The organism is Limosilactobacillus walteri, assembly GCF_014830205.1.
Classification (GTDB): domain Bacteria; phylum Bacillota; class Bacilli; order Lactobacillales; family Lactobacillaceae; genus Limosilactobacillus; species Limosilactobacillus walteri.
The window spans coordinates 1-22,567 of record NZ_QORN01000049.1 but is presented as its reverse complement, the minus strand read 5'-3'; the positions used below and the strand labels follow the sequence as shown (position 1 = coordinate 22,567).

Sequence of the window (22,567 nt, the reverse complement as noted above, 5' to 3'; positions counted from 1 at the left end):
TCTCGGAGATGTGTGTAGGAGACAGGATCTAAAGACATTAATAAAAAAATCCTCTAGGGCTCAACCGTGAGCTGCTAGAGGATTTCTTATTAAGTTTATCAAAATTAGTTTTGCTTAATCTTCCCACTAATAACATCGCTATAAATCGGGGTTGGCAGACCAAAGCCACCACAAACAGGAATTAATTCCCCAGTAATGTTACGTGACTCATCACTTGCAAGGAACGCAACTGCATCTGCAATATCTTCAGGTTCAACAAAGCGGCCAAGCGGAACATTATTCAAGAATGTTTCCGTGAAGTCCTTAGATAACTTCTTAATCGCATCGGTATCAACCATTCCTGGCAAGACGGCATTACAACGGATCTGTTGCCGAGCATATTGAACGGCAATATTCCGTGTTAATGAATCAATAGCCGCCTTTGATGTTGTATAAGCTAACCGTGAAACATCTGGCGTTGTTCCTGCTACTGACGAAATATTAACGATGCTTCCACCAGTTTTCTGCTTCATCATTTGTTCAACAACATAACGTGCCCCATAGTAAACACTACCAATATTTTCCTTGATAATAGCAAAGAATTTTTCGGGATCACCAGTTGTCAATGTTAAGTCATGGACAATATCAGTTGTTCCAAAATTATTAACTAAGACATCAATTCGCCCAGCATCCTTAACTACTTCGTCAACCATTGGTTTATATGAGCTAAAATCAATTGCATTATAAACTACACGCCGATAGTGATCATTTTCCGCATGTAGCTTATTAGTCAGGTTAATATCCTTATCACTATCACGAACTGCCATGTAAACAGTCGCACCATCTTCAACAAACTTTTTAACAATTGCAAAACCGATACCACGGCTGCATGCTGTTACAATTGCAACTTTTCCTGTTAAATCGCTCATATCCATACCTTCCTTAATTAATAAATTTATAGTTGCCTATATTTTTATTATATTGAATTCGTTTTCAAAACTTAAGGATAATGCACTTAAAACTAAGGGCTGTGATATAAGATTCCTATATGAAAATACTACAACGGACATCATAAAGGGGCTCTAGTATTCGGAAAATCCGAACGCTAGGGCCCTCTTGACATTCTCTCAGTTATTTACGTTATTTGATAAAACGATTAAGAATAACCATTCCAATAATTAGTAACAAGATTGCTAAAGCATACAAGACAATTTCAACCGGTTCACCATGCGTTGCAATAAGTCCCCGTAGCAAAGCCGTGACCCCTAAGCTCATTAAAAAATTAACGGAAATATGACCATTGTGTTTAAGAGCTGAAATAATCATCGCTACAAATTCAAAGAATAAGAAGAAAATAATTACATCATCAAGGATCTTAAAATAAATGTTCGAAAGGTTCAAAGTAAATAGCTGCGTGCTAAGGTCGAACAATTCAATAAATAACACAACGCTCAAACAGATACCTAACAAGGCCATTGCAATTATCGTCAGGAACTGAAGAAAACGACTAAATTTAACAATAAATCGATTAACTTTTTCCATTCTGCTTCTCCACCAACCTACTTAAAACCAACTGCGAATCCAGTTAACAAACCGCGTCCACCATGATTGGGCTTCTTGTTTTACAGCTTGCCCATCTTTAGAATTCAAAAACTTCTTGGCCTTATTCATCATATCGCCTGAAGAATTTTTTACATTATTAATAGTGTCAGTCACATGAGAACTATAATCCTTACTAGAACTAATTGGTGCATTATTAAACTGAACCAAAGCATTAATAATTGGCTGCTCATAATTCTTAGTTTCATTGTAGATATTACGTGCTTCTAGCTTCTGATTTAACGTCGTTTGAATATCATTTTGTGTTGGCGTATTTCCCTGCTTCTTTTGCTGATTTATTTCTTTTGTCGTATCACCAACGGCAGCCATTAACTTACCAGGATACTTGCTATCGTCCTTATTAGCCTCGATAGCACCATTTGTTGCCGTCAGCATTTGATTAGCAGACTGCGTATTCTGCTCATTTAAGCTTACACCGTCTGCAGCAATTGCCTTGTACACTCCTGTCAACGCCGACTCACCCGACACCGCCCGGTTGGCACTTACAGTAATTGTCACGTCCGTTACCCCTGCCATTTGCGCAACCATGGCATACTGTTGAGCAGTTACTTTGGTAATATTATCTTCACCATTAAACTTTTTCACATTAACTTTAATTCCAGAACCCGGATCAGTGGGAACAATTGCAACTGAACTAACCATAGCAGCATTCGTTGTGGAGCCATTAGGGTTAATGTATTTTTGATAATCACTAGCAGTCGCTGTTAAGGTTGTAAAATTATCATCAACCGCCAGAACATTATCTAGCTCGCTTTTATCTGCTGCGCCCGCACCATATACAACATATGATTTATTTAATGTATGAGTCTGCGTGCTAGCCCCATTATTAGAACTACTAGCAGTCTCAGCAGCATAGACTATTGATTGACTTAGAGGAACCGCCAATAATGACGTCATAAGTGTTGAAGCAATTAATACTTTAGTTAATTTCTTTGAACGCACTTTTTTATCTCCTTTTAACGCGAAATAAACTATTTCAATAATAAAGAAACTGTCCTCAAAATACTAGCGAATCACTAATATCTTTAGAACAGTTTAATGATTAGGCGGGGGTATTTATGCCGACACTATCACGCGAATATAATTGGTCATCTTTAACTAATCGTAATACTAAATCAGCAATCGAACTTATTGTCACATATTGACCGCCGAACGGCTCACCTTTGTGGGTAATCTTATAGCCGACTGGTCCCCGCATAAACCAACCGGGGCGAATAATTGTATAGTTAAGATCTGAAGCTTCGATTGTATCAGCTGCTTCACGATAAGGACGAAGAATTGGATTATGCTCTAAATTACCACTTGCCCCGATTGAACTTGGAATTTCATTATAAATCCCCATCGAAGTAATAAAAATCAACCGCGAAACATGATTACGTTTCATTGCGGCAATAATCCGATCTGCGTACGCTCCTAATGATCCCCGCAACGCAACAAAAATTGCATTTTGACCGGTCATTGCTCGATCAAGGTCAGCAGCATTCATTACATCACCAGCAATTACCCTTTCTTGCGGACGAGGGTCAATTTGATTTGCTGAACGGGCAAATAGCGTCAAATGATAATTAGTCTTTTTTAAGAAGTTTTGTCGAACCGCGCTCCCAAGAGTCCCAGTTGCTCCAAGAATTAAAACATTTTTCATCGCTATTCCTCCAACTGTTTCTGCGTTTCTTCTAACCACTGAATTTGCCCTTGCGTACGTGAAATTGCCCGCGTCAAGATTAAATAGTGGCCATAATTATTTTGGATGGTCTTTTCATTAGCGAAAACTGTTTGCCGACGTTGCTCCAAATAATTGAGTTCTTTCTTTAATAGTATCAACTGGCGGGCAATTAGTTGAGGAATCCGCTCATCATGCTGATCTTTAATAAAAAATAATTTTAATGAAAACAGGTCTTCATGGATTGGCAAGTCCGTTACTAACTGATCTAACCACTTATTTAAGACTTCGTGTCCTTGTGCTGTTATTGTATAGTACCGCTCTTTAGCATTATTTTTACTTTTTGAATCATAAATCCACCCATCATTAAACATCCGCTTCAACTCTGGGTAGACCTGACTATGAGATGCTTTCCAAAAATCACCAATCTCTGTCGCAAACTCAGCAGTAATCTCGCGGCCAGTAATTTGAGGATGGTTATTAATAATTCCCAAAATAATAAAAGGAAGAATTCGTTTCTTTGGCATAGTTTAATCCTCCAAACGTTAATTCTTCCCTTATTATACTAATTATTTCTTGATCCGGTGGTAATTTTCATCGAAGTAACGCCCTGCACGGATATCATCAGTAAGCCCCTCATATGGTGCTTCAGAAATTACTTCTTCGTTATTTTGACCAGCATCACCCATATAAGTGATATGAGCAAACTCTGGAACTACTAATTTAGGATATGTATCATATTTTTCACGGGCTTCATGCATCCGATCGATATGTTCATTTTGAAAAGTTACCGTAATTTCGGGATGTTGTTTTACCCATGCAGGAAAGAAAATCGTCCCATTGAGTTTCTTCTCATTAGGAACAAAGTCAAGTGCTACATCTGTCCCCGTTGGTTCAGTCCAAGCAACTTTATAAATACCTTCTGTTAACATTACGATATTTGCTTCTTGGTCTTTTACCCACCGACCTGCTACCATTCCACCGTGAATACGGTAATCAACAGTATGATCGTTCTTAGCGTACCATTCATATTCCCAACCATTATCGTAGGTATAAATAAAATGGGTTCCTAAAAAATCATCAAGGGTCTTAAAATATTTTTCTGTCATTTTCTATCATCCTTTCAACATTTATATTTTATGTCGTTATCGACAGAAAGTCAAATAAATAAGAGGCTGAGAGAAAGCAAAATTTTTCTCAACCTCAAACTCAACTATTTTTCCCACAAAAACTTAATTAGCTCACGATTGACCTGGGCGTTATCGTGAAGTTTACTATGCTGGGCATTTTTACCATGAATTTCAATTTCTCGATATGACTTAGCCCGCTCACCCACTAAGTATTTTAATGATTTAGCAGAATTAACCGGCACGTCCTCATCAGAATGACTGCCATCGCCAACATCTCCGTAAATATTAAGAACCGCTGTATTTCGTGGAAAATCTTGTCTTAACCCTAATAATTCACGATAAGATGAGTCCATTTTATCCGGCTCACCTGTCTGAGGGTTTACAGTCGCATTAGCCGTATTACTTTGTCCAACAAGTCCATTATAATGACCAGCAATGGCAACTAAATGAGCTACTTGGGGTAACTTTTTATTATTCACATTATCATTAATGTAGTTGATTATTTCAAGATTACCCATTGAATGTCCGACAAGGTTAATTTTTTTATAATGATGTTGCTTTTCCAGGGCTAAGACGACATTTTTAACGTATTCGCCACCACGATGATATCCTTTCATATAATCATCTTGGTACGCACTTAATTTATTATCTTCTAAGTTTACCTCTACAATTGGATTCACCGAGTTTGCAGGGATTTGGCGGTTAAAAGTGACCTTTCCTTTTTTATCCACGTTAGCACGAACAATTGTCTTAGTTACGCCCGCATCACGGGCCGCGTTAGCCATCTTTTCTTCGGCATGGGAACTACTCCCCCATCCGTGAACAAAGATTGTTGGCGTTGATGATTGAACATAGTGGGTCACGGCATAGACACGTTGCTTAAAACCTACCATAACAGCAAAGGCAACCACTAGTCCTAATCCGAATTTAAAATACTTTTTCATTTATTTCTCCTTTGCAAAAACATCGGTAAAGAACCTCTATGATACTTGGCTAGATGAAAGTAATAAGCTGCAGCCCGATCAACTAGTCAAAATTTAGTGCATCAATCCATGCGTTGATTTGGTTAGCCCCATTCAATACCGCACCTTGATTAACCTTAGTATCATAATTATTTTCTTTAATTGCCCGTTCAACAAAGCTTTGCGACCGATCATAGTTCGTTCCACCAGAAGTAGCAAATAATCCTAAATTTTTACCATTTAGGTCCAAATGATCAATCACGGAACTAATCATCCGTGGCGGAATCGCCCACCAAATTGGGTGGCCAATCACAATATTATCGTAATTGCTAATATCAGGAAGATCATCTTTAATTTCAACCCGACTATTATGTTCATGCTGCTCAATTGATGTTCGACTGCTTGAATCATGCCAATCTAAATCAGCAGCAGTATATGGTTGGGCGGCATGAATCTCTGCAATATCAGCACCTAGCTTTTGGGCAATTTGTTCAGCAATCTTTTTAGTCGTATTTGTTGCCGAGTAGTACAATACAAGCGTCTTTGCCATTAGAAATCGCTCCTTTATTAATTACATATTATTCAACACTGTCAGTATACGACTTAAAGTTAACTTTAAGTCAATAATAAAAATGCAATTTCCTAAAAATTACGAACCGCGCTTTAATCTTCGGTTTCTGGAAAAGCTTTTGAAAATTGCATATCGGTTGAAACATATTTTTCCGTACCATCGGCAATTGCCCGATCATAATATTCACATTTAAAATCAAGCATTTTTAAGGTCTTTTTCATTTCATGCATCTGGTCTAATAACCGTTGACGGGTAGTATAAAAAAGCTCGCGCCGTTGAACAATCGACCGGTCACCTTGAGCAATCATTTTAGTATAAGCTTGAATTTCTTTTAACGTCAGCCCTGATTTCTTTAGACATTCTACAATACGGATTGTATCAATATCGCGTTGGGTAAATTTCCGAATCCCTTGTGGACTCTTTTCTAAATAAGGAAGGAAGTTAAGACTATCATAATAACGAATTGTCGAACTGGGCAGTCCCGTTATCTTGGAGACTTCCCCAATCGAATAAGTTTTTACAGCTGTGACCATAATTAATCTCCCCCAATATTAAATGTTTATTTAGGACTAAATTAAATTCTTTCGTCAGCATAGTGCGCAAAGTGAACAATTTTAACGTTAGCTTCCTGCAGTTTTTTCCAACTCTCAGTTAAAATTGGGTTGTCGTATAAACTTACCTGGTCATATGGGTATAAATCTCCTACAAAAGCTTCACCGCTATCTAAAACAATTGAAATTGAGCAATTGGTATGACCTGGGGTACTTAATATTTCCCCGTTTATACCACAATCTTTTAAAAACTTTCTACTTTGCGTAATTGAAAGATGTAAAACTTGGCTATCATCTATTGGTTTAAATTTACTATTAACTTGTCTTTTAAAGATATAATCAGACTGGTGAATATAGTTTACTTGAGAGTCTAATACTACTAACTTAACGCCATACTCTATTAAATTTTGCGCTATTCCCATGTGATCAGGATGATAGTGTGTTACAAATAGATAATCAATATTCTGTACTTTCAACTTATGCTCACCTAATAATCTAAAAAAATTAGGTAATAGTCCTGCCCAGTCAGTATCAATTAAGATATTTTTCTTTCTTCCTTGAATTAAATAACAGTTAGTGTTTCCGTATTTAAGCCTAATCGTTTTTTTATATTTAACCATTATCCTCTAATCACCTATCAAATTAGTAAATACATTTACTACTAATTTTAATACAGGATCACCAGATTATCTCTTTTTAGAGTCACAATTCATATGATTGCTTTTTATTTACTTTTTGCATTGATTTCTAATTATTATTAGCATTTTAAATTTGTTCCTTGTGCCGTTATAGTAAAGGTGACTTACAGTTAACTAGAAAGGATGATTGTGATGGTTAAAAAACAAACCGCCGGCCGGGACCAACTTGGGGATTTCGCCCCGAAATTTGCAGAATTAAATGATGATGTATTATTTGGCCAAGTTTGGGCACGAGAAAAAGAATTAAGCCCTCGTGATCGAAGTTTTCTTACCGTAACCGCATTAATTACTAAGGGCGCTTTTGAACAACTCCCTTATCATATGCAGACTGCGAAGAACAATGGTATTACTAAAGAAGAAATTGCAGAAATGATTACCCAGCTGGCCTTCTACGTCGGCTGGCCAAATGCCTGGTCAGCCTTTAATGTCGCAAAGAAAGTTTGGGACGACTAAGGGTATTAATTGACCCGTTTTCCTGATCCTTGGTGAATCAGTAAAGTCATAAGTAATACAAGACAATAATCTAAAGACCCCCTCATGTCCGTTTTAGAAACATGAGGGGGTCTTTATTCATATTAACTAATGATCATTTTCAACTTTTAATACCTTCTTGGAAGCAGCGTTAATGTTAACTTCTTTAACGGTCTTGCCGTCTTTAACCTTAACCTCCCATACCGGTTGATCTTTCTTTTCTTGTTCTAACTTCCACTCGATGCTGCTTCCCTTTTTAGCAGCTTTTTCCGCAATTTGACTGGCTTCGTCACGGCTGATTGTTTTATTAAGGTCAAGAGCATACTTTTTATCATTCTCATCAAGCTTTTCTGATTTTGATGAGATTACTTTGCCATCCTTAGCATTAACTTTGACCTTGTATTCATTTGTGTTATCAAAGCCCTTGATCTTGTATACATACTTGCCGTTGTCGCTTTCCAATTCCACTTCGTTAATTTGCTTATCTTTGTATTTTTGGTTAAATTGATCAATTGCTGCTTGTTGGTCAATTTTAATATCATTCTTATTAGCCAGTTTTTCGTGCTTAACCGCGGCTTCAATTCGATCGTAATCACCATGGGTAGCCATTACACCCACTGTTCCGCCAGCACCTAACAGAATTCCGCCACCGATACACGCTGTAATGAGTAATTTTTTCGTCATTTTAGGGAATTTTCGTTGCTTGTTGTTTGTTGTGTTTTGTTGGTTATTTTGTCTTTTATCCATTTTTTCAGTCATTTTATATCCTTCCCTTCATAATCTCCTGTTGATGATTTTATTTTACGAAATAACGCGCTTATAAAAACCAAAAACAGGTGAAAGTATAATGAAAAAATCTTCATTTTTGTTGCGGAAGGTAAACTGTGAAGATAGTTCCCACGGGATCATTGTCATGGATGGTTATTCGCCCATGATATTTTTCAACGATCATTTTCACAATTGCCAGGCCAATTCCTGAACCAGCAATTGTATTTGAATGTGACTCATCTTCCCGATAAAAGCGGTCAAAAACTTTAGTGCGATTTTCTTTGGCAATTCCCCGACCTTGATCAGCCACATTAAAAATTATTTGACCATTACCTGTCGTTAGCTGAATATTAATCGTGGAATTAACTGGTGAATATTTAGCCGCATTTTCTAGCAAGTTATGGACTAAGCTTTGAAAGTCTCCTGTCGTCATTCGATAAAATACTTTGGGCGGTAATTTAGTAATAAATTTACGTTGATATGCGCCTTGTAAGGATTTAACCTCAGAATCAACAATCTTTGATAAATCGACCTCCGTCATGGTCTTCGTGTGATGCCCCTCTAAAATAAGCAATTCATTTACTAATTGGCTCATCCGTTGCGTTTCTTGATCAATATACTTTAATGACTTAGCAATTAATTCCGGATGTTGTTTTCCATGACGGCGAATTAAGTTTACGTGCCCCAAGATTCCGGCAATTGGCGTCTTTAATTCATGAGAGGCATTTGCAATAAATTCTTTTTCCTGTTGCATTACTTGGTATTGCCGTTCTAATAGTTGATTAAAGGATTGTGCAACCTTCTTCACTTCTAGCGGTTGTTGGGGAATCGTTAACTTCTGTAATTGATTACTTTGCGGCGTGGTTGTATCGACTTCATCACTCAAATTAGTCAACGGTTTTGTCCACCGATGCGCCAATCGATGAATTGCTGGGATTGAAAATATGATTACGCCAAGACTAATTAGCATTGTAACTATCAAGAGCCAACCTGCTAATTTTATTAAGTCATCAACGTTAATGGCGATTTTTACCATTCGATTATGGTACAGTTTTTCTCGTCGAAGATAATAAACCCCATGTTGCGTTAATTGTAAATTCTTAATCGCAAAACTCCGATGATCTATTCTTTTAAAAATTTTATGTGCCTTAGGAGAAGTAAATTTTTCCTGTCCATCAAGCACTTCAATTGCATCATCATCTTGGCGTGCAACATATGCATTTAAAAAAGTTTCACGATTTTTATTTTCCGGCCAGTCTTCCTCGATTGTTTCAATTACTTCTTCCGCCTGATCATCAGCATAACGATAAATTAAATCACTGGCTGTAATAACAAAAAGCAGGTTAATAACCACTAAAATTGTCGCAAATAACCCTAAAAAAAGCTTCGTTAACTGCCGTGTTGCGGTTACTGGCTGAATTTTCTTCATGCTTTGGCACCTAATACATAGCCGACTCCCCGAATTGTTTTGATTAAGTTACGGTGCTTGCCTAATTTATTTCGCAAAGCCCGAATATAAACATCAACGGTATTCGTCTGACCATCAAAATCATAACCCCAGATTTCATTAAGTAACTCATCACGTGTATGCACTATCCCCGGTGCTTTAATCAAAATAGCCATTAGGGCAAATTCTTTGGGTGTCAAATGAATCTGACTGCCATCCATTAAAAATTGATGTTTCAATAAGTCTATTTCAAACGGTCCAAAGGTATAAGTGTGTTTTTCACCCTTTTCTTGTTTCAACCGTCGTAAGGCCACACGGATTCTAGCTAACAGTTCCTCAATTTCAAACGGCTTGGTAATATAATCATCTAAGCCTTGGTCAAGGGCCATGCTGATATCAGAGGTTTGACTGCGCGCTGTAATCATAATAATTGGGATATTACTTGTTTGCCTAATCCGTCGCAGAACTGTTAACCCATCATATATCGGTAACATCCAATCTAATAAAATCAACGTTATTTTTCTGTCCTTGAAAATTTCTAATGCTTCTCGGCCATCTTTAGCCCACACAACTTCATAACCTTCAAGTTCCAACTCAGTTATCATAAAACTAGCTAAACTTTCTTCATCTTCCACCAACATAATTACAGCTTTTTCCATCCCTACCGCCTCCTTCAACGACTGATTATCATCTTATACTACTATTTTAATCGTTTTGTAAAAAAAGCGGTAATTGAAGGTAAACAAAAAAAGTTTCATATGAAACTTTTTTTATAGTATTATTCGTTAATAAATTATTACTCCATATAGTTATGGAGGATATCATCTGAAGTAGCTTTTAATTTCAAATAATCAATGTTATTAGAAAACAGCATAATCATCCGCTTAGTCTTATAGTCAGCCACAAAGCAACTGTTATATCCGGGAATACTGCCGTTAGCACGGATAATGTCACCATCAAAGTATACCCCGCCAAAGTAGGCTACCTCTTGATCCTTTGCCTGTTGGTAAAATGAACCTATTATTTTAGGATCTTTTAAGACACCATTATACATAAACTTCCAATAATCATTGGGGGATACAAATAAGTTTCCTGCCCCAAAATCAGACGATGTGGTAACTGTTACCCGATGCCAATCAGCTGTAGGATCCATTGTCTGTGGAACCTCACGTTGGGAAACTTCAGAAAAGTCTTTGATTTGTCGCAGATGAAGCGGCTTAGCAAAATTCTTTTGAATATAAGTATTATAACTAGAATGCGTTTGTTTTCTAATAATAGCTGCCAACAACTCATAATCGACATCCTGGTAATCCCAAGTGTGGGTATGATCATTCTTCAAATGCTTTAACATATAAGCAATTTGCTGTTTCTCTCCTCGAAGCGGTGAAAATGGTCGATCATTATTAACTAACCCACTTGTATGATTCATCAATTCACGAATCGTTATATCTTCATGACCAGCGACTTGCGGATAGTACTTATACAGCGGAGTATCCCAATCTAACTGCTTCTTTTGTTTTAATTGATAGATTGCAGTCCCTGTCATAATTTTTTGCAAGGAGGCAACCGGAAATAATTGATTAGGTTTTACTATTTGTCTTTTATCAGAAGTTTCATTGTTTTCGATGGTAATTGGCTGACCTGCTTTACCATTAACCAGCATGACACCATTAATATGATGCTCTTTTAAGTAATCTCGAAGCTGCTCTTGCGTTGCCTTATTTACAGTTTCATCAGCCTTGACTCTCGGTTGTGTTGCCATCAAAAATAATACAAAAGAACAGAGTATCAAAAACAAGTTAGCTTTTTTCATCATTATAAGTAATCCCCTTCACTTAACACGCAAGCAATATTTTTAAGACAAGCTTTTATAAATGCTGTTTATTCATCCTCTATCTAATTATATAAAATATTTTTATTTTTCTCTCCCATGAAACGAACACAATCACCTAAAATGCTATAAAGTAAACCGTCAAAAAATCAACTTTTCTTGTCAAAACCCTTTAATTTTATTCTGTTTATGTTAAAATGCTAACGTTAATAAATAAAAACCGTTAAAATAGTTCGTAAATAACGAACATTAACTAAGGGAGAACCAGAATGAATAACGACATCGAAAAAGTTTTATACACTCAAGATCAGGTTGACCACCGTTTAGATGAAATGGCAACTACTCTCACTAATAAGTATCAAGATGAATTTCCTATTCTTGTTTCAGTTATGACTGGCGCGATGGTCTTTACGACAGATATCATGAGACGATTGAATTTTAAGCTCAACGTTGATTACGTCGATGTTTCAAGTTACGAAGACGGCTCTGAATCAACTGGTAAAGTTAAGCTAGTTCAAGATTTGACCCACGACATTACAGGCCGTCCGGTTATCATCATGGAAGACATTATTGATACCGGACACACCTTAAAATATCTTGCCGACCTTCTTGCTAATCGTGGTGCCAAAAGTATTGAAATCTGCTCCTTCTTAGATAAACCTGACCGCCGTGAAGCTGATGTCGAAGCTGATTATGTTGGTTTTAAGGTTCCCAATGAATTTATCGTTGGTTATGGCTTAGACTACAATGGCTTATACCGAAACCTCCCCTTTGTCGGCGTCCTTAAACGGGCTGTTTACGAAAACTAGCTTAACAATTTAACGCCCCCTGTAAGCTTACATGAACTTTCAGAGGGCGTTTATTTATATTATTATTTCTTTCTACACTATTTATTGTTAATCCTCATTTGATAGAAAAATAAGATTAACAATCCTATTACTATACATGCCAATGCACCGGGCCATAAATCTATACGAATGATCAAAATAAGCATAGCATATAAGATTATTGCTATTCCTTCTAAAAAGACATATTTCTTATTTAAACAACTAATGAATGACATTATTCCAAAAAGAAACATGAGAGAAAACATACCTAGATTATTATACTTATAATACTCAACACTAATAAATAAAAATATTATTGTTTCAGTAATATCAAGCTTTTTTTGGAATTTCACAAAAGTCACCAACGGTACGCCGCATATCCGCCGATTCCGGCACCAGTAATAAATACTAATTGTTTATTTGTTAATTGCTGCATCCTATTTTCTCCGAAAATACATAACTTATAATTTCTAGCAACATTAGAATATCCTCTATCTGCATATTTTATCTCTAAGATAAAATATAAATATAATTAAACCAATTAAAATCAATATTACAGATAACCATAGGTCTTTATACACAATAAAAAGTAATAATCCAAAGACTATAAACAATACTGTCTGTAAATATAAAAATTTCCTACCTAGATTACTAATTAGTAAGGACACTCCACAAAAGATCCCCGATAAAATCATTCCAAAATTACGATCAAATATCAGATAAATCAAAGCAATCGTAAAAAAGAATAATGAATCTAATAAACCTTTCTTTATAATAAACTCCTCCAATATTAATGACGATATCCAATATATCCGCCAACTCCAGCCCAAGCAATAGCACCATAATGTGCACCAACAAATCCACAAGCTGGTCCACAAATAGCTGTACCGAGCCCTGCTCCAGCAGCTGTTGCACGTCCTACGCCTATAACATTCTGTGCCCATGTGTTCTTGCCACCCAAAATTTGTTTTAACTGAAAGTTATCAAGTTTATTCATAAAAATAATCTCCTTATAAATTTTTCAATTTAATCATACGATTATTCCATGAAATTTTAGAATAAGTTCCAATTTTGACAGTTATTATTCATATTTAAGTTGCTTCTCCAGATATGTTGAAATAATGATTAAATTTGTATTAGTGATTTAACTGAACTTAAATATGATATAATAGAAAATTCTTCTTTTTTATACACTCATTTTCATGATAAAACAATCGGACTCATTTTTTTGCAGAATTTGAACGCCAAACAACCATTTTTGATGATTTATGATTTTATCGATATATCCTGTTACAATAAACCACTGATAAAACAGATAGGAGAGGTTTATTCATGAAAAAACTATCAACTCAACAACTATCTTCGATTAAAGGTGGTTACGGTTATGCACTCACATTTAAATCTGTAAATAATAATACATATACTTACACCAATAAAATCATAAGCAGCTTACGACATATTTTCCATTAATTAATTTTAAGTATGAATATTTTGATTCAAATTATATCAGTAATCCAAGCTCTTGCTTTCGAACTTTTAATATTCTTATATCTGATAAAAATCAAAGTTACTAAGCGAGATACATTTCGTTTGACTATCATTTTCACTATCTTATTTCTTATGATTGGCCTAGGTTATATAGGTGCGTATCTGTCAACGATATTAGAGGGTGGCTTCTTATATTTCTATTTTAAAAATAGAACCCCTAAGCCTAAATTAATTGGTGCTATCCTATTAACTTTAGCCACATCAATTTTAACTGATTTCTCAACATTTACTATTGATAAAGTACTCTCACTACCAACTAGTTATATTCTATTTATTGATCCAATCTTTTACTTATTTATCTTTATTCTTTTCTACCATTACCATCCCTTAGACAAAATTGAAGACAAAAATGCAACTATTAATTTATGGATCTTATTTTATCTTTTTATTACTTTAAATATCGCGGGATTTATTATTTTTACAACTCCACGGGTAACACCAGCCTTCATTGTTATCTTTTGCTTACTAGTTCTTCAATGTAGTTTTACGGTCTTTATATACCGAATTAGCAGACAAATTCAGCAAAAGAAACTCCAGCTTCAAGAAAAGAAAGACTTATTATTTCTCATTCAAAATCTAGAAGAAAATCAATCGAAGTTAAGACGATTTAAACATGATTATCAAAACTTACTAAATAGTCTCAAACTAAGTGCCATCCATGGTGATAATCAAGCCTTACTTGATAAATTAGAAAATTATTCCCGAGATAACCTTGGTAAAGATTCTCTTTGGCAATTCCAAGATACTAAAAACATTAAAGATGATGTCTTGCGGAGTATCTTTATTAGTAAATTAAATTCAATTTACCAAAAAGATGTTAAATATCATTTTGAATGTTTAACAAAAATTAATGATCTCCCAAATATCGATTTATTTGATTTAATTCGAATAATTGGGATCGCTTATGATAATGCTCTTGAAGAATGTGAGGCTTTAAAAAAGTTAGGAACATGTACTGTAGAAATCAATTCAATGCTGTATCAAAGTGCCCCTAACAAGTTAGAATTTGAAATTAAGAATACTTGTCGAAAGCAGCTTAGCACCAATAAGCTTCATCAAGAAGGAATTACAAATAAGACTAACCATGAGGGACTTGGATTAGCAACAGCTCAAAAAATAGCTAACAAATACCACAACGTATATATTGCTTACTCCTCCGATAATGGTTACTTTACATTTACAATTTCAATTGAATAGAAAGGAATACTTATGGACTACCATCTACTCGTTTGCGATGATGACCAGCTACAAGCTAAAAATATTGCCACATTATTAAAAATGTCGTCAATTATTCTGGAAGAAGACGATATACACCCTAACGTGGATCTAATTGCCACTGATGCAGCTAGTATTTTAGATTATCTAGAATCTAATCCAGACTTAACTAATATCGTTGCGTTCTTAGATATTCAATTAGACGAAAACAAACAATCTCAAGCAGGTTTAGCATTAGCTCAGCAAATTCAAAAAAAGCATCGTAACGCCCAAATTATCTTTATTACCACCCATGAAGAACTTGCTTTTCTTACCTTTCAAAGACGAATTAATCCATTAGATTATATTGTCAAGACAACTGACCAACGAAAATTGCAACGGCGATTAACAGAAACATTAGAGTTAGCAATTAGGCACCTTAACCAGTTTGAGTATATTCAAACACACACATTTAAATATAAAATTGGTACGAGAATTATAAACGTAAATTTCAATAATATTCTTTACATTACTACTACTAAGTTTCCACATAAGCTAAAAATAGTAACTATTAATGGGCAAGGAGAATTTTCCGGCAATATAAAAGATGTTGAACAGAATTATTCATTCTTTTTTAAGGCATCACAATCAGCTCTGATCAATCCGCAAAACATCGAATCAATCAATACAAAAAGCCGAATCGTAACGTTTATCAATGGCGATAAAATCAAATTTTCTCGGAGTCGAACAAAAGAACTAAATAAAATCTATAAGGAGAAATTATAGATTAGTGGGGTATTTTTATGTATAACGCATTTAATAAATACTATGTAAGTCAAGTTGACGAAGCAGATTGTGGAGTAGCCGCACTATCCATGATTCTTCGTAAATTTGGCTCTAAAGTTTCACTTGCAACTTTAAGAAAAGCTACTAAAACAACTACTGAAGGTACAACTGCTTTAGGTATTGTCGAAGCCGCTAAAAAGTATAAGCTTAACGTTGCTGCTTATCAAGCAGATATAAATCTTTTTAGCTCTAACGAAGCTTCTTACCCTTTTATTGCACATCTCATTAAAAAGGATACCGGCTTATTACATTACTGTGTAGTCGTTAAAAACGCAAAAAATCATCTTATTATTGCAGATCCAAATCCAAACATAAAAGTTCAAAAAGTATCTAAAGAAGCTTTCTTTCAAGAATAGACCGGAATTGCAATTTTCGTTAATCCTGCTAATGATTATAAAGTTATTCAAGAACAATTACCTACACTAAAGAGGTTAATCATTCCTGTCATAGAGCAGAAGAAGTTATTAATAGGCATTGTTACATCAGCATTTTTAGTAACATTTATCAATATAATAAGCTCATACTTTTTCCAAGGCTTAATTGATAGATTGATCCCTTATAAATTACTAACACCTTTAAACATAATTTGTATTGGACTACTAATAGCATATGTAGCAAATTCATTATTTAACTTTACAAGAGACTATCTATTAGCAACTCTAGGTCAAAGACTATCGAAAACTATTCTTCTAGATTACATTAAGCATGTTCTTAAACTCCCCATGGAATTCTTTTCAACCAGAAAAACAGGAGATATAGTTTCAAGGTTTACTGATGCTAATAAAGTAATTGATGCTCTCGTTAATTCTATAATATCTATTTTTCTAGACACAACTATGCTATGCATTATTGGTATTACTCTGGCAATCCAAAATTTAAAACTATTTATACTAACTTTAATTACAATTCCCGTATACCTTGTCATAATAGGTTCTTTTACCCACTCATTCAAAGTTCTAAACCAAAAAGAAATGGAAAGTAATGCTACTGTAAGTGCATCGATTATAGAGGATATTCGTGGAATCGAAACTATTAAATCATTAAATGGTGAAAAAAGCTGTTTAACTAAAATTGAAAATGAATTTAATGATTTTTTACATAAATCATTAGCACATACTAAATTAAATAGTATTCAGCAGAGTCTTAAAGGTCTTACTCAATTAGCATTTAACCTCATAATTCTTTGGTTTGGTGCAATTCAAGTTATTAATAATCAATTTACAATAGGACAATTGATGACATATAACGCACTTCTTGTATATTTTATTACACCACTCCAAAATATTATTAACTTACAACCTAAAATTCAGAGTGCACAAGTTGCAAATAATCGTTTAAATGAAGTTTACATGGTACAAGACGAATTCGGAAATAAACAATTATCTCAACAAATAACTAATGGTGATATTGAGCTTAAAAATGTTAATTATAGTTATGAGTATAGTCATCCTATTCTAAAAAATATTAATTGGAAGATTACTCCTGGTACGAAAATGACAATTGTTGGTATGAGTGGTTCAGGAAAGTCTACATTAATGAAGCTCTTGGTAAATTATTTCAACCCTACAACTGGCAACATTCTTATCAATGGTTTAAATATATTAGATGTAGACAAAGCAACCTTACGCTCTTTTATTAACTATATTCCTCAAAGCCCTTATACATTTTCTGGAACAATTAAAGAAAATTTACTTTTGGGAAGTAGAGCAAATATTACTGATGTAGATATTACTAAAGCTTGTAAAATTGCGATGATTCATGATGATATTATGCATCTATCATTAGGATATGATAGTAAACTAGATGAAAATGCTACTATACTTTCTGGTGGACAAAAACAACGTCTTACAATTGCACGCGCATTATTATCTCCAGCTAAAGTCATTATTCTCGATGAATCGACAAGTGGCTTAGATATCATAACAGAGGAAAAACTTGTTAAAAATCTTATAAATCTAACTTCAAAGACTATTATCTTTATCGCTCACCGTCTCTCAATTGCGAAGATTACAAATAATATTACTGTAATTGACAACGGAGCAATCGTAGAGCAAGGAAGTCACAACCAGTTACTCAAAGAGCATGGCTTGTATTTCAATCTACTTCAGAAGTATTAATACAAACTATTACTAATCCCAATTTATCAATTAATAAATTCTATATTTACTGTAAAAGGAGCAATATTATGATCAATTTTATCTATCAATTAGTTACTAGACCTTCTATAAAGCATCTTACAACTATTTGGCTAGTACCAATTATCTCTGTTAGTGGAACTTGGTTATTAAAATACTTCCAACATTAAAGTATTATCCTTTATTCCCCGTTTGATTATTATGAAGAATAATTTAGGTATCAGGAATACAAAAGCCTTCTGTATACTTACGATGCTAAGTGCTTTTAATTATGTATATAAAAAACGCCTGTCGCAAAGACAGACGCTAGTTTATTCTGCTGAAATGAATGGATTAACCAAACATTTTCTTTAAAAACTTAATCAGTTTTTTCAGCTGCTTTTTTGAAAGAGGCAGCAATACAAAGAGAAAAATGCTGTGTGCAAGTTGGATCAGTTGGTTACTTATCCGAGCAGGCGGGGCATCTGAAAAGGCGCTCTTTTTTATGCTCAAATTTTCGATAGTTCTTTTACTCCTCTTTTGATACTATTAGATAAACTACGTAAGCGGAGTAACTTCATGAGATTAGATAACAATAATGGGTTAAACGTTCCTTTTTTGTTCAGCATAGAATATTTTATTTATTAACGGTGTAGTTGTTTTTGATAAGGGTAGAAAGCGAGTTTTAATATGTTTAAGTACGTTTCAGATAAGGACAAAATAAAAGACTGGCCACTATGGAAGAAAATATTATATTTCATTCTAGTGGTTTTACCCCTACCAATTAAATAAAATAATAGGGTCTATTTCTATTCATTTTGCACACTATGCAGATGAACCCATAATAAGTAATAAATAAATGAAGCCTACTTTTGATATGCTGAAAGCATTATAGCCAAAATTAAAAGTTGAGGTGACCTTTATGTTTTTATTAAAGCTACATGATTTAATTAAGCATAATCATGAAAACGGCTTGTATTCCAAAGATTACAACTATTATAAAGCTAAAAATTACAGTCATAAGTCTGATGATTTTAACAGTCTATCGGATTTTGATAAAGGAAAGTTTCAAGCCCAGAATGATTATCAAAGTAGAAAGGCGTTTAAGCACTATCCTAAATTATTATTTGAATTTTTAAATTTTATTTTTATACATAAGATGCAGGAAATCGTAGATTTTATAAATGGATATAACTATGAAATGAGAAGACTGCAAAAAATAGATAAAAATTAGATTAGCTAATTATTTATCCAAACTAGTAGCGGGGTGTCTGCAAGGTCACTATTCACTTCTGCGATGTCAAAAAGGAGTTAAACAATGACTAAACCTCATAAAGATTCCCAATATAATATAAACTCAATTAAAAATGACCTTTGTGGATATACCTTTGCATTATTTATTATGCTAGGCGGGATTGTTTCTGGGGATAGCATTCCTTGGGAATGGCTAAAAGAAGTAATTCACTTTTGCTTCATAGTAACTTTATTTGAGGAAATGTGTTCACTGTATAGGTATATCAAACTTAAGAAACAGTTATCTCATTGAACTCTATAGGGTCCATTCTATTAAATAGCCCCTAAAGAATATTGTTAAACTAAGAGACTTATGTCACAGCTCCTTTTAATTTTCTCTATACCCACGCTCCCCTCCTTTATTACTTTACATTCCATAGCATTAAAACATCCCCAATTTAAACTTGATTAACCGTGAAGATACTAACCCAAAGCGAATATTAAATATCTCCATTCACGCTTTAATCTTGGCTTTAAATTACTGAAAGCGCTATAGTAAAGTTAGTACAGAATTATCTGTAGTGTGGGGAGGTGTCATTTTGCAAGAGCTTGACTGGTGTTTGCGAATGCTTTTAGCTGCCTTTTGTGGTGGAATTATCGGATTTGAACGGAAAAGTAAGGCTAAGAACGCGGGAATTAGGACTCATTCGCTAATTGCTCTTGGAGCTGCCCTCGTAATGATTGTTTCTAAATACGGCTTCTTTGATCTACTCAGAATCACCCATAGTAACTGGGCTGTTGACCCCTCCCGTATTGCCGCCCAAGTTGTTAGCGGGATCGGTTTTCTAGGGGCAGGGACGATTATTAACCGCCATGATCAGATTATTGATGGTTTAACAACTGCCGCTGGAATTTGGGTGACTGGTGCCATTGGTCTTGCTTACGGAAGCGGCCTATATAGTATTGGGATTATTGGCACTGCCTGTGTTTTGTTAGCTGAAGTTTTAGGTAAATATATTGATCAATTCGCTCTTCACCAAGGAAAAGGCTTTTCCTGTTTTGTCCTCCTAGACGGAAATACTGACCAACTTCACGATATTATCGAACAATTAAATCATCGCTATTTTAAGACCCCATTAAGATACACCATTTACAGTTATGAAAACGGAAAAGTTACCTGCCGTATTTTTGGCGAACTACGATCCAAAATCCGAGCAGAAGATATTTTCGATTACCTCATTAGAATGGATAATATAAAAAATGTCGAATTAGAATAGCAAAAAGAAATCAGGTAGCATCACATTGCCACCTGATTTTTTGTTACCTTATTTTAGCTAAAGAACCGCGAACCCTGCCTGTTTCAAAACCAATATCATAAATCCATTAAAGTACGACAACATGCTTCCCGCTAAACTTACCTGACTCTAGGTTAGCTTGAGCTTCACCAACTTCCGTTAAGCCATGGTACACCTTCGCAATCGGCACAGTTAACTTATGCTCTTCAATCAGTTGGAGAATTTGGTTAAAGTATTTAGTTGGCAAATCCTTCGCTTCACCAGCATAACTAGTCAAGAAGATCCCCGTTGGAATCATAAATGGCGAGAAGTTATCCAGCGTCCACTTGCCACCGAGGGCACCAGTAAAGCAAGTGTAGCCCCCTTCTTTGACTAAGCTCATATCTTGGAAAAGGGTTGAAAAGCCAACTAGTTCAAGAACCTTATCAACTTTAGCTGGGGCAATCTTCTTAACTTCTTCAACGAAAGCCGAATTATCTAAGAGTGGATAATCGATTCCCAGATCTTTCATCGTGGCAAGCTTTTTTTCATTGCGGGTCGTTGCAATCACTTTTGCACCCAGATGATGTGCTAACACCGAAGCCATCAAGCCAACCGTGGAACTGCCGCCCCGCACCAAGAGGACGTCATCTTTTTTAATATGCAATCCTTGGCTAATAGAACCATAAGCTGTTTGGAGCATTTCTGGTAAAGCACCAATAATTGACCAGTCCAAGTTACTTTCAAAGGGGATTAAGTTCTTTTCCTTAATTAACATGTATTCAGCATAGGAACCGTCAATGGCGCGACCCATGCCACCCATCATTGTGGCAACCTTTTGGCCGACTTTGAAAGAAGAACCTGGATTTACCTTGTCAATCACGCCAACCCCCTCAATTCCCAGAATGCGGGGATACTTAAAGTCAGAGGATGATTCACCTTTACGACTTGTTACCTCGGATTCATTAACTCCAAAGGCCTTTACCTTGATGAGGGCATAGCCGGGCTTTAATTCAGGAATTTCAACAGTAGTCGGAACTAATTCACTAGCTTTACATGGTTGAGTGAGTTTGATTGCCTTCATTTTCATCATTTTAATAACCTCTTTTCATTCGATATTATGACTATAGTCTATGACGTAAGGTTACAGTCAAACATATTTATCAAAAAATATCGATTCACATTAGTTTAGGCTAGTAAAATGATTCGGTTTATAATTAGGAAAATAACCAAGGAGCGTTATGATGACGATTGAAGAAGAAACTTTTGAAAAACAACGACCAATTTTTAGCAAGCTAGTGGGCGCAGGCTTTGTTAAGCAGCAATCCACTTACCAACTCGAGCAAGACTTCATGAACGGACAATTTCACGCAATCATCAGAATTAATCATGATGCGAAAGTAAGTGGGTCTGTGATCGATAATAGTACTGGCGACGAATATATGCCATTACGGGCGATTCACTGTGGTCCTTTCGCCGCTCAAGTCAAGGCAGCATATATAGAATTATTAAAGAGCATCGCTAGCCAATGCTTTGTTGCCGAACCCTTTCACAGCAATCAAGCTAACCGCCTAGCTGACTGGATTAACCAACAGTTTCATGATCAGCCCGAGTTCGTATTTAAACGATTGCCGGACTATGCAGTTTTTCGGGAACCGCAGTCGCAAAAATGGTATGGCCTGGTAATGAATATTCCGCGGGCCCGACTAACTAATCAGCCCACCCCTAATTCTCGTGAGCGTGTGGATGTTATTGATTTTCGTTGCTCACCTCAAGAACGACCAGCATTACTAAAACAAAAAGGCATTCAGCCAGGTTATCACTTGGCACTATGTCCCGTCAA

Annotated in this window: 22 protein-coding genes and 2 pseudogenes; 8 read left to right on the top strand and 16 right to left on the bottom strand. The window is 35.3% G+C overall.

The window, feature by feature from the left end:
• Window positions 1-104: 104 nt before the first annotated feature.
• The 10 genes from DTK66_RS09975 to DTK66_RS09930 all read right to left on the bottom strand — a co-directional run bounded on the left by DTK66_RS09975 (window position 105) and on the right by DTK66_RS09930 (window position 7,093).
• On the bottom strand, window positions 105-908 hold the full coding sequence (locus DTK66_RS09975; RefSeq protein ID WP_153930944.1) for an SDR family NAD(P)-dependent oxidoreductase: 804 nt from the start codon (window positions 906-908) through the stop codon (window positions 105-107).
• 211 nt (window positions 909-1,119) lie between these two features.
• Window positions 1,120-1,521 carry a phosphate-starvation-inducible protein PsiE gene (gene psiE / locus DTK66_RS09970; RefSeq protein ID WP_153930943.1) on the bottom strand — a complete coding sequence of 134 codons (402 nt, stop codon included), beginning with the start codon at window positions 1,519-1,521 and terminating at the stop codon, window positions 1,120-1,122.
• A gap of 21 nt (window positions 1,522-1,542) precedes the next feature.
• Window positions 1,543-2,541, bottom strand: coding sequence for a DUF1002 domain-containing protein (locus DTK66_RS09965; protein ID WP_191668566.1), 999 nt, complete (start codon window positions 2,539-2,541; stop codon window positions 1,543-1,545).
• A 100-nt stretch (window positions 2,542-2,641) separates the two neighbouring features.
• Entirely contained in the window at window positions 2,642-3,241 is a 600-nt protein-coding gene (locus DTK66_RS09960; protein WP_191668565.1) for an NAD(P)H-binding protein, read from the bottom strand.
• A gap of 2 nt (window positions 3,242-3,243) precedes the next feature.
• A complete protein-coding gene (locus tag DTK66_RS09955; protein ID WP_191668564.1) occupies window positions 3,244-3,786 on the bottom strand; it encodes a PadR family transcriptional regulator in 543 nt (180 codons plus the stop codon).
• 42 nt (window positions 3,787-3,828) lie between these two features.
• Window positions 3,829-4,368, bottom strand: a complete 540-nt coding sequence (locus DTK66_RS09950) for a phenolic acid decarboxylase (RefSeq protein WP_191668563.1) — start codon at window positions 4,366-4,368, stop codon at window positions 3,829-3,831.
• A gap of 104 nt (window positions 4,369-4,472) precedes the next feature.
• Window positions 4,473-5,333, bottom strand: a complete 861-nt coding sequence (locus DTK66_RS09945; protein ID WP_191668562.1) for an alpha/beta hydrolase — start codon at window positions 5,331-5,333, stop codon at window positions 4,473-4,475.
• Between the two features lie 82 nt (window positions 5,334-5,415).
• Window positions 5,416-5,901: a flavodoxin gene (locus DTK66_RS09940; RefSeq protein ID WP_153930932.1), complete on the bottom strand. Its 486-nt coding sequence runs from the start codon at window positions 5,899-5,901 to the stop codon at window positions 5,416-5,418.
• A 113-nt stretch (window positions 5,902-6,014) separates the two neighbouring features.
• The gene (locus tag DTK66_RS09935; protein WP_191668561.1) at window positions 6,015-6,455 is read right to left on the bottom strand and encodes a MerR family transcriptional regulator; all 441 of its coding nucleotides are present in this window, start codon (window positions 6,453-6,455) and stop codon (window positions 6,015-6,017) included.
• Between the two features lie 41 nt (window positions 6,456-6,496).
• Complete coding sequence (locus DTK66_RS09930) at window positions 6,497-7,093, bottom strand: MBL fold metallo-hydrolase (protein ID WP_191668560.1); 597 nt, start codon at window positions 7,091-7,093, stop codon at window positions 6,497-6,499.
• 210 nt (window positions 7,094-7,303) lie between these two features.
• Here DTK66_RS09930 and DTK66_RS09925 point away from each other — a divergent pair, with 210 nt between their 5' ends.
• A complete protein-coding gene (locus DTK66_RS09925; RefSeq protein WP_191668559.1) occupies window positions 7,304-7,624 on the top strand; it encodes a carboxymuconolactone decarboxylase family protein in 321 nt (106 codons plus the stop codon).
• Window positions 7,625-7,750: 126 nt separating this feature from the next.
• On the opposite strand, the gene DTK66_RS09920 is transcribed toward DTK66_RS09925, so the two are convergent.
• The 4 genes from DTK66_RS09920 to DTK66_RS09905 form a co-directional block, all read right to left on the bottom strand.
• Window positions 7,751-8,401: a PepSY domain-containing protein gene (locus tag DTK66_RS09920; protein ID WP_191668558.1), complete on the bottom strand. Its 651-nt coding sequence runs from the start codon at window positions 8,399-8,401 to the stop codon at window positions 7,751-7,753.
• Window positions 8,402-8,501: 100 nt separating this feature from the next.
• Window positions 8,502-9,839, bottom strand: a complete 1,338-nt coding sequence (locus tag DTK66_RS09915) for a sensor histidine kinase (RefSeq protein WP_191668557.1) — start codon at window positions 9,837-9,839, stop codon at window positions 8,502-8,504.
• Window positions 9,836-10,516, bottom strand: a complete 681-nt coding sequence (locus DTK66_RS09910; protein ID WP_191668556.1) for a response regulator transcription factor — start codon at window positions 10,514-10,516, stop codon at window positions 9,836-9,838. Before DTK66_RS09910 ends, DTK66_RS09915 begins: the two co-directional genes overlap by 4 nt.
• Before the next feature lie 137 nt (window positions 10,517-10,653).
• Entirely contained in the window at window positions 10,654-11,670 is a 1,017-nt protein-coding gene (locus DTK66_RS09905; RefSeq protein WP_191668567.1) for a serine hydrolase domain-containing protein, read from the bottom strand.
• Between the two features lie 287 nt (window positions 11,671-11,957).
• Here DTK66_RS09905 and hpt point away from each other — a divergent pair, with 287 nt between their 5' ends.
• Window positions 11,958-12,497, top strand: coding sequence for a hypoxanthine phosphoribosyltransferase (gene hpt / locus DTK66_RS09900; protein ID WP_191668555.1), 540 nt, complete (start codon window positions 11,958-11,960; stop codon window positions 12,495-12,497).
• An 808-nt stretch (window positions 12,498-13,305) separates the two neighbouring features.
• Here hpt and DTK66_RS09895 read toward each other — a convergent pair.
• Entirely contained in the window at window positions 13,306-13,512 is a 207-nt protein-coding gene (locus tag DTK66_RS09895; RefSeq protein WP_191668554.1) for a Blp family class II bacteriocin, read from the bottom strand.
• A 623-nt stretch (window positions 13,513-14,135) separates the two neighbouring features.
• Here DTK66_RS09895 and DTK66_RS09890 point away from each other — a divergent pair.
• The 5 genes and pseudogenes from DTK66_RS09890 (at window position 14,136) to DTK66_RS09870 (ending at window position 20,727) form a co-directional block, all read left to right on the top strand.
• On the top strand, window positions 14,136-15,260 hold the full coding sequence (locus DTK66_RS09890; RefSeq protein WP_225209074.1) for a GHKL domain-containing protein: 1,125 nt from the start codon (window positions 14,136-14,138) through the stop codon (window positions 15,258-15,260).
• A gap of 12 nt (window positions 15,261-15,272) precedes the next feature.
• Window positions 15,273-16,043 carry a LytR/AlgR family response regulator transcription factor gene (locus DTK66_RS09885; protein WP_153930921.1) on the top strand — a complete coding sequence of 257 codons (771 nt, stop codon included), beginning with the start codon at window positions 15,273-15,275 and terminating at the stop codon, window positions 16,041-16,043.
• A gap of 17 nt (window positions 16,044-16,060) precedes the next feature.
• Window positions 16,061-18,220 (top strand): annotated as a pseudogene (locus tag DTK66_RS09880) (peptide cleavage/export ABC transporter).
• Window positions 18,221-19,139: 919 nt separating this feature from the next.
• Window positions 19,140-19,451, top strand: a complete 312-nt coding sequence (locus DTK66_RS09875; RefSeq protein WP_153930919.1) for a hypothetical protein — start codon at window positions 19,140-19,142, stop codon at window positions 19,449-19,451.
• A gap of 598 nt (window positions 19,452-20,049) precedes the next feature.
• A complete protein-coding gene (locus DTK66_RS09870; protein WP_225209073.1) occupies window positions 20,050-20,727 on the top strand; it encodes an MgtC/SapB family protein in 678 nt (225 codons plus the stop codon).
• Between the two features lie 106 nt (window positions 20,728-20,833).
• Here DTK66_RS09870 and DTK66_RS09865 read toward each other — a convergent pair whose 3' ends face one another.
• A complete protein-coding gene (locus tag DTK66_RS09865; protein ID WP_225209072.1) occupies window positions 20,834-21,817 on the bottom strand; it encodes a zinc-binding dehydrogenase in 984 nt (327 codons plus the stop codon).
• A 151-nt stretch (window positions 21,818-21,968) separates the two neighbouring features.
• Between DTK66_RS09865 and DTK66_RS09860 the strand changes: the two are divergent.
• Window positions 21,969-22,567: pseudogene (locus DTK66_RS09860) on the top strand (MmcQ/YjbR family DNA-binding protein); the annotation flags it as partial.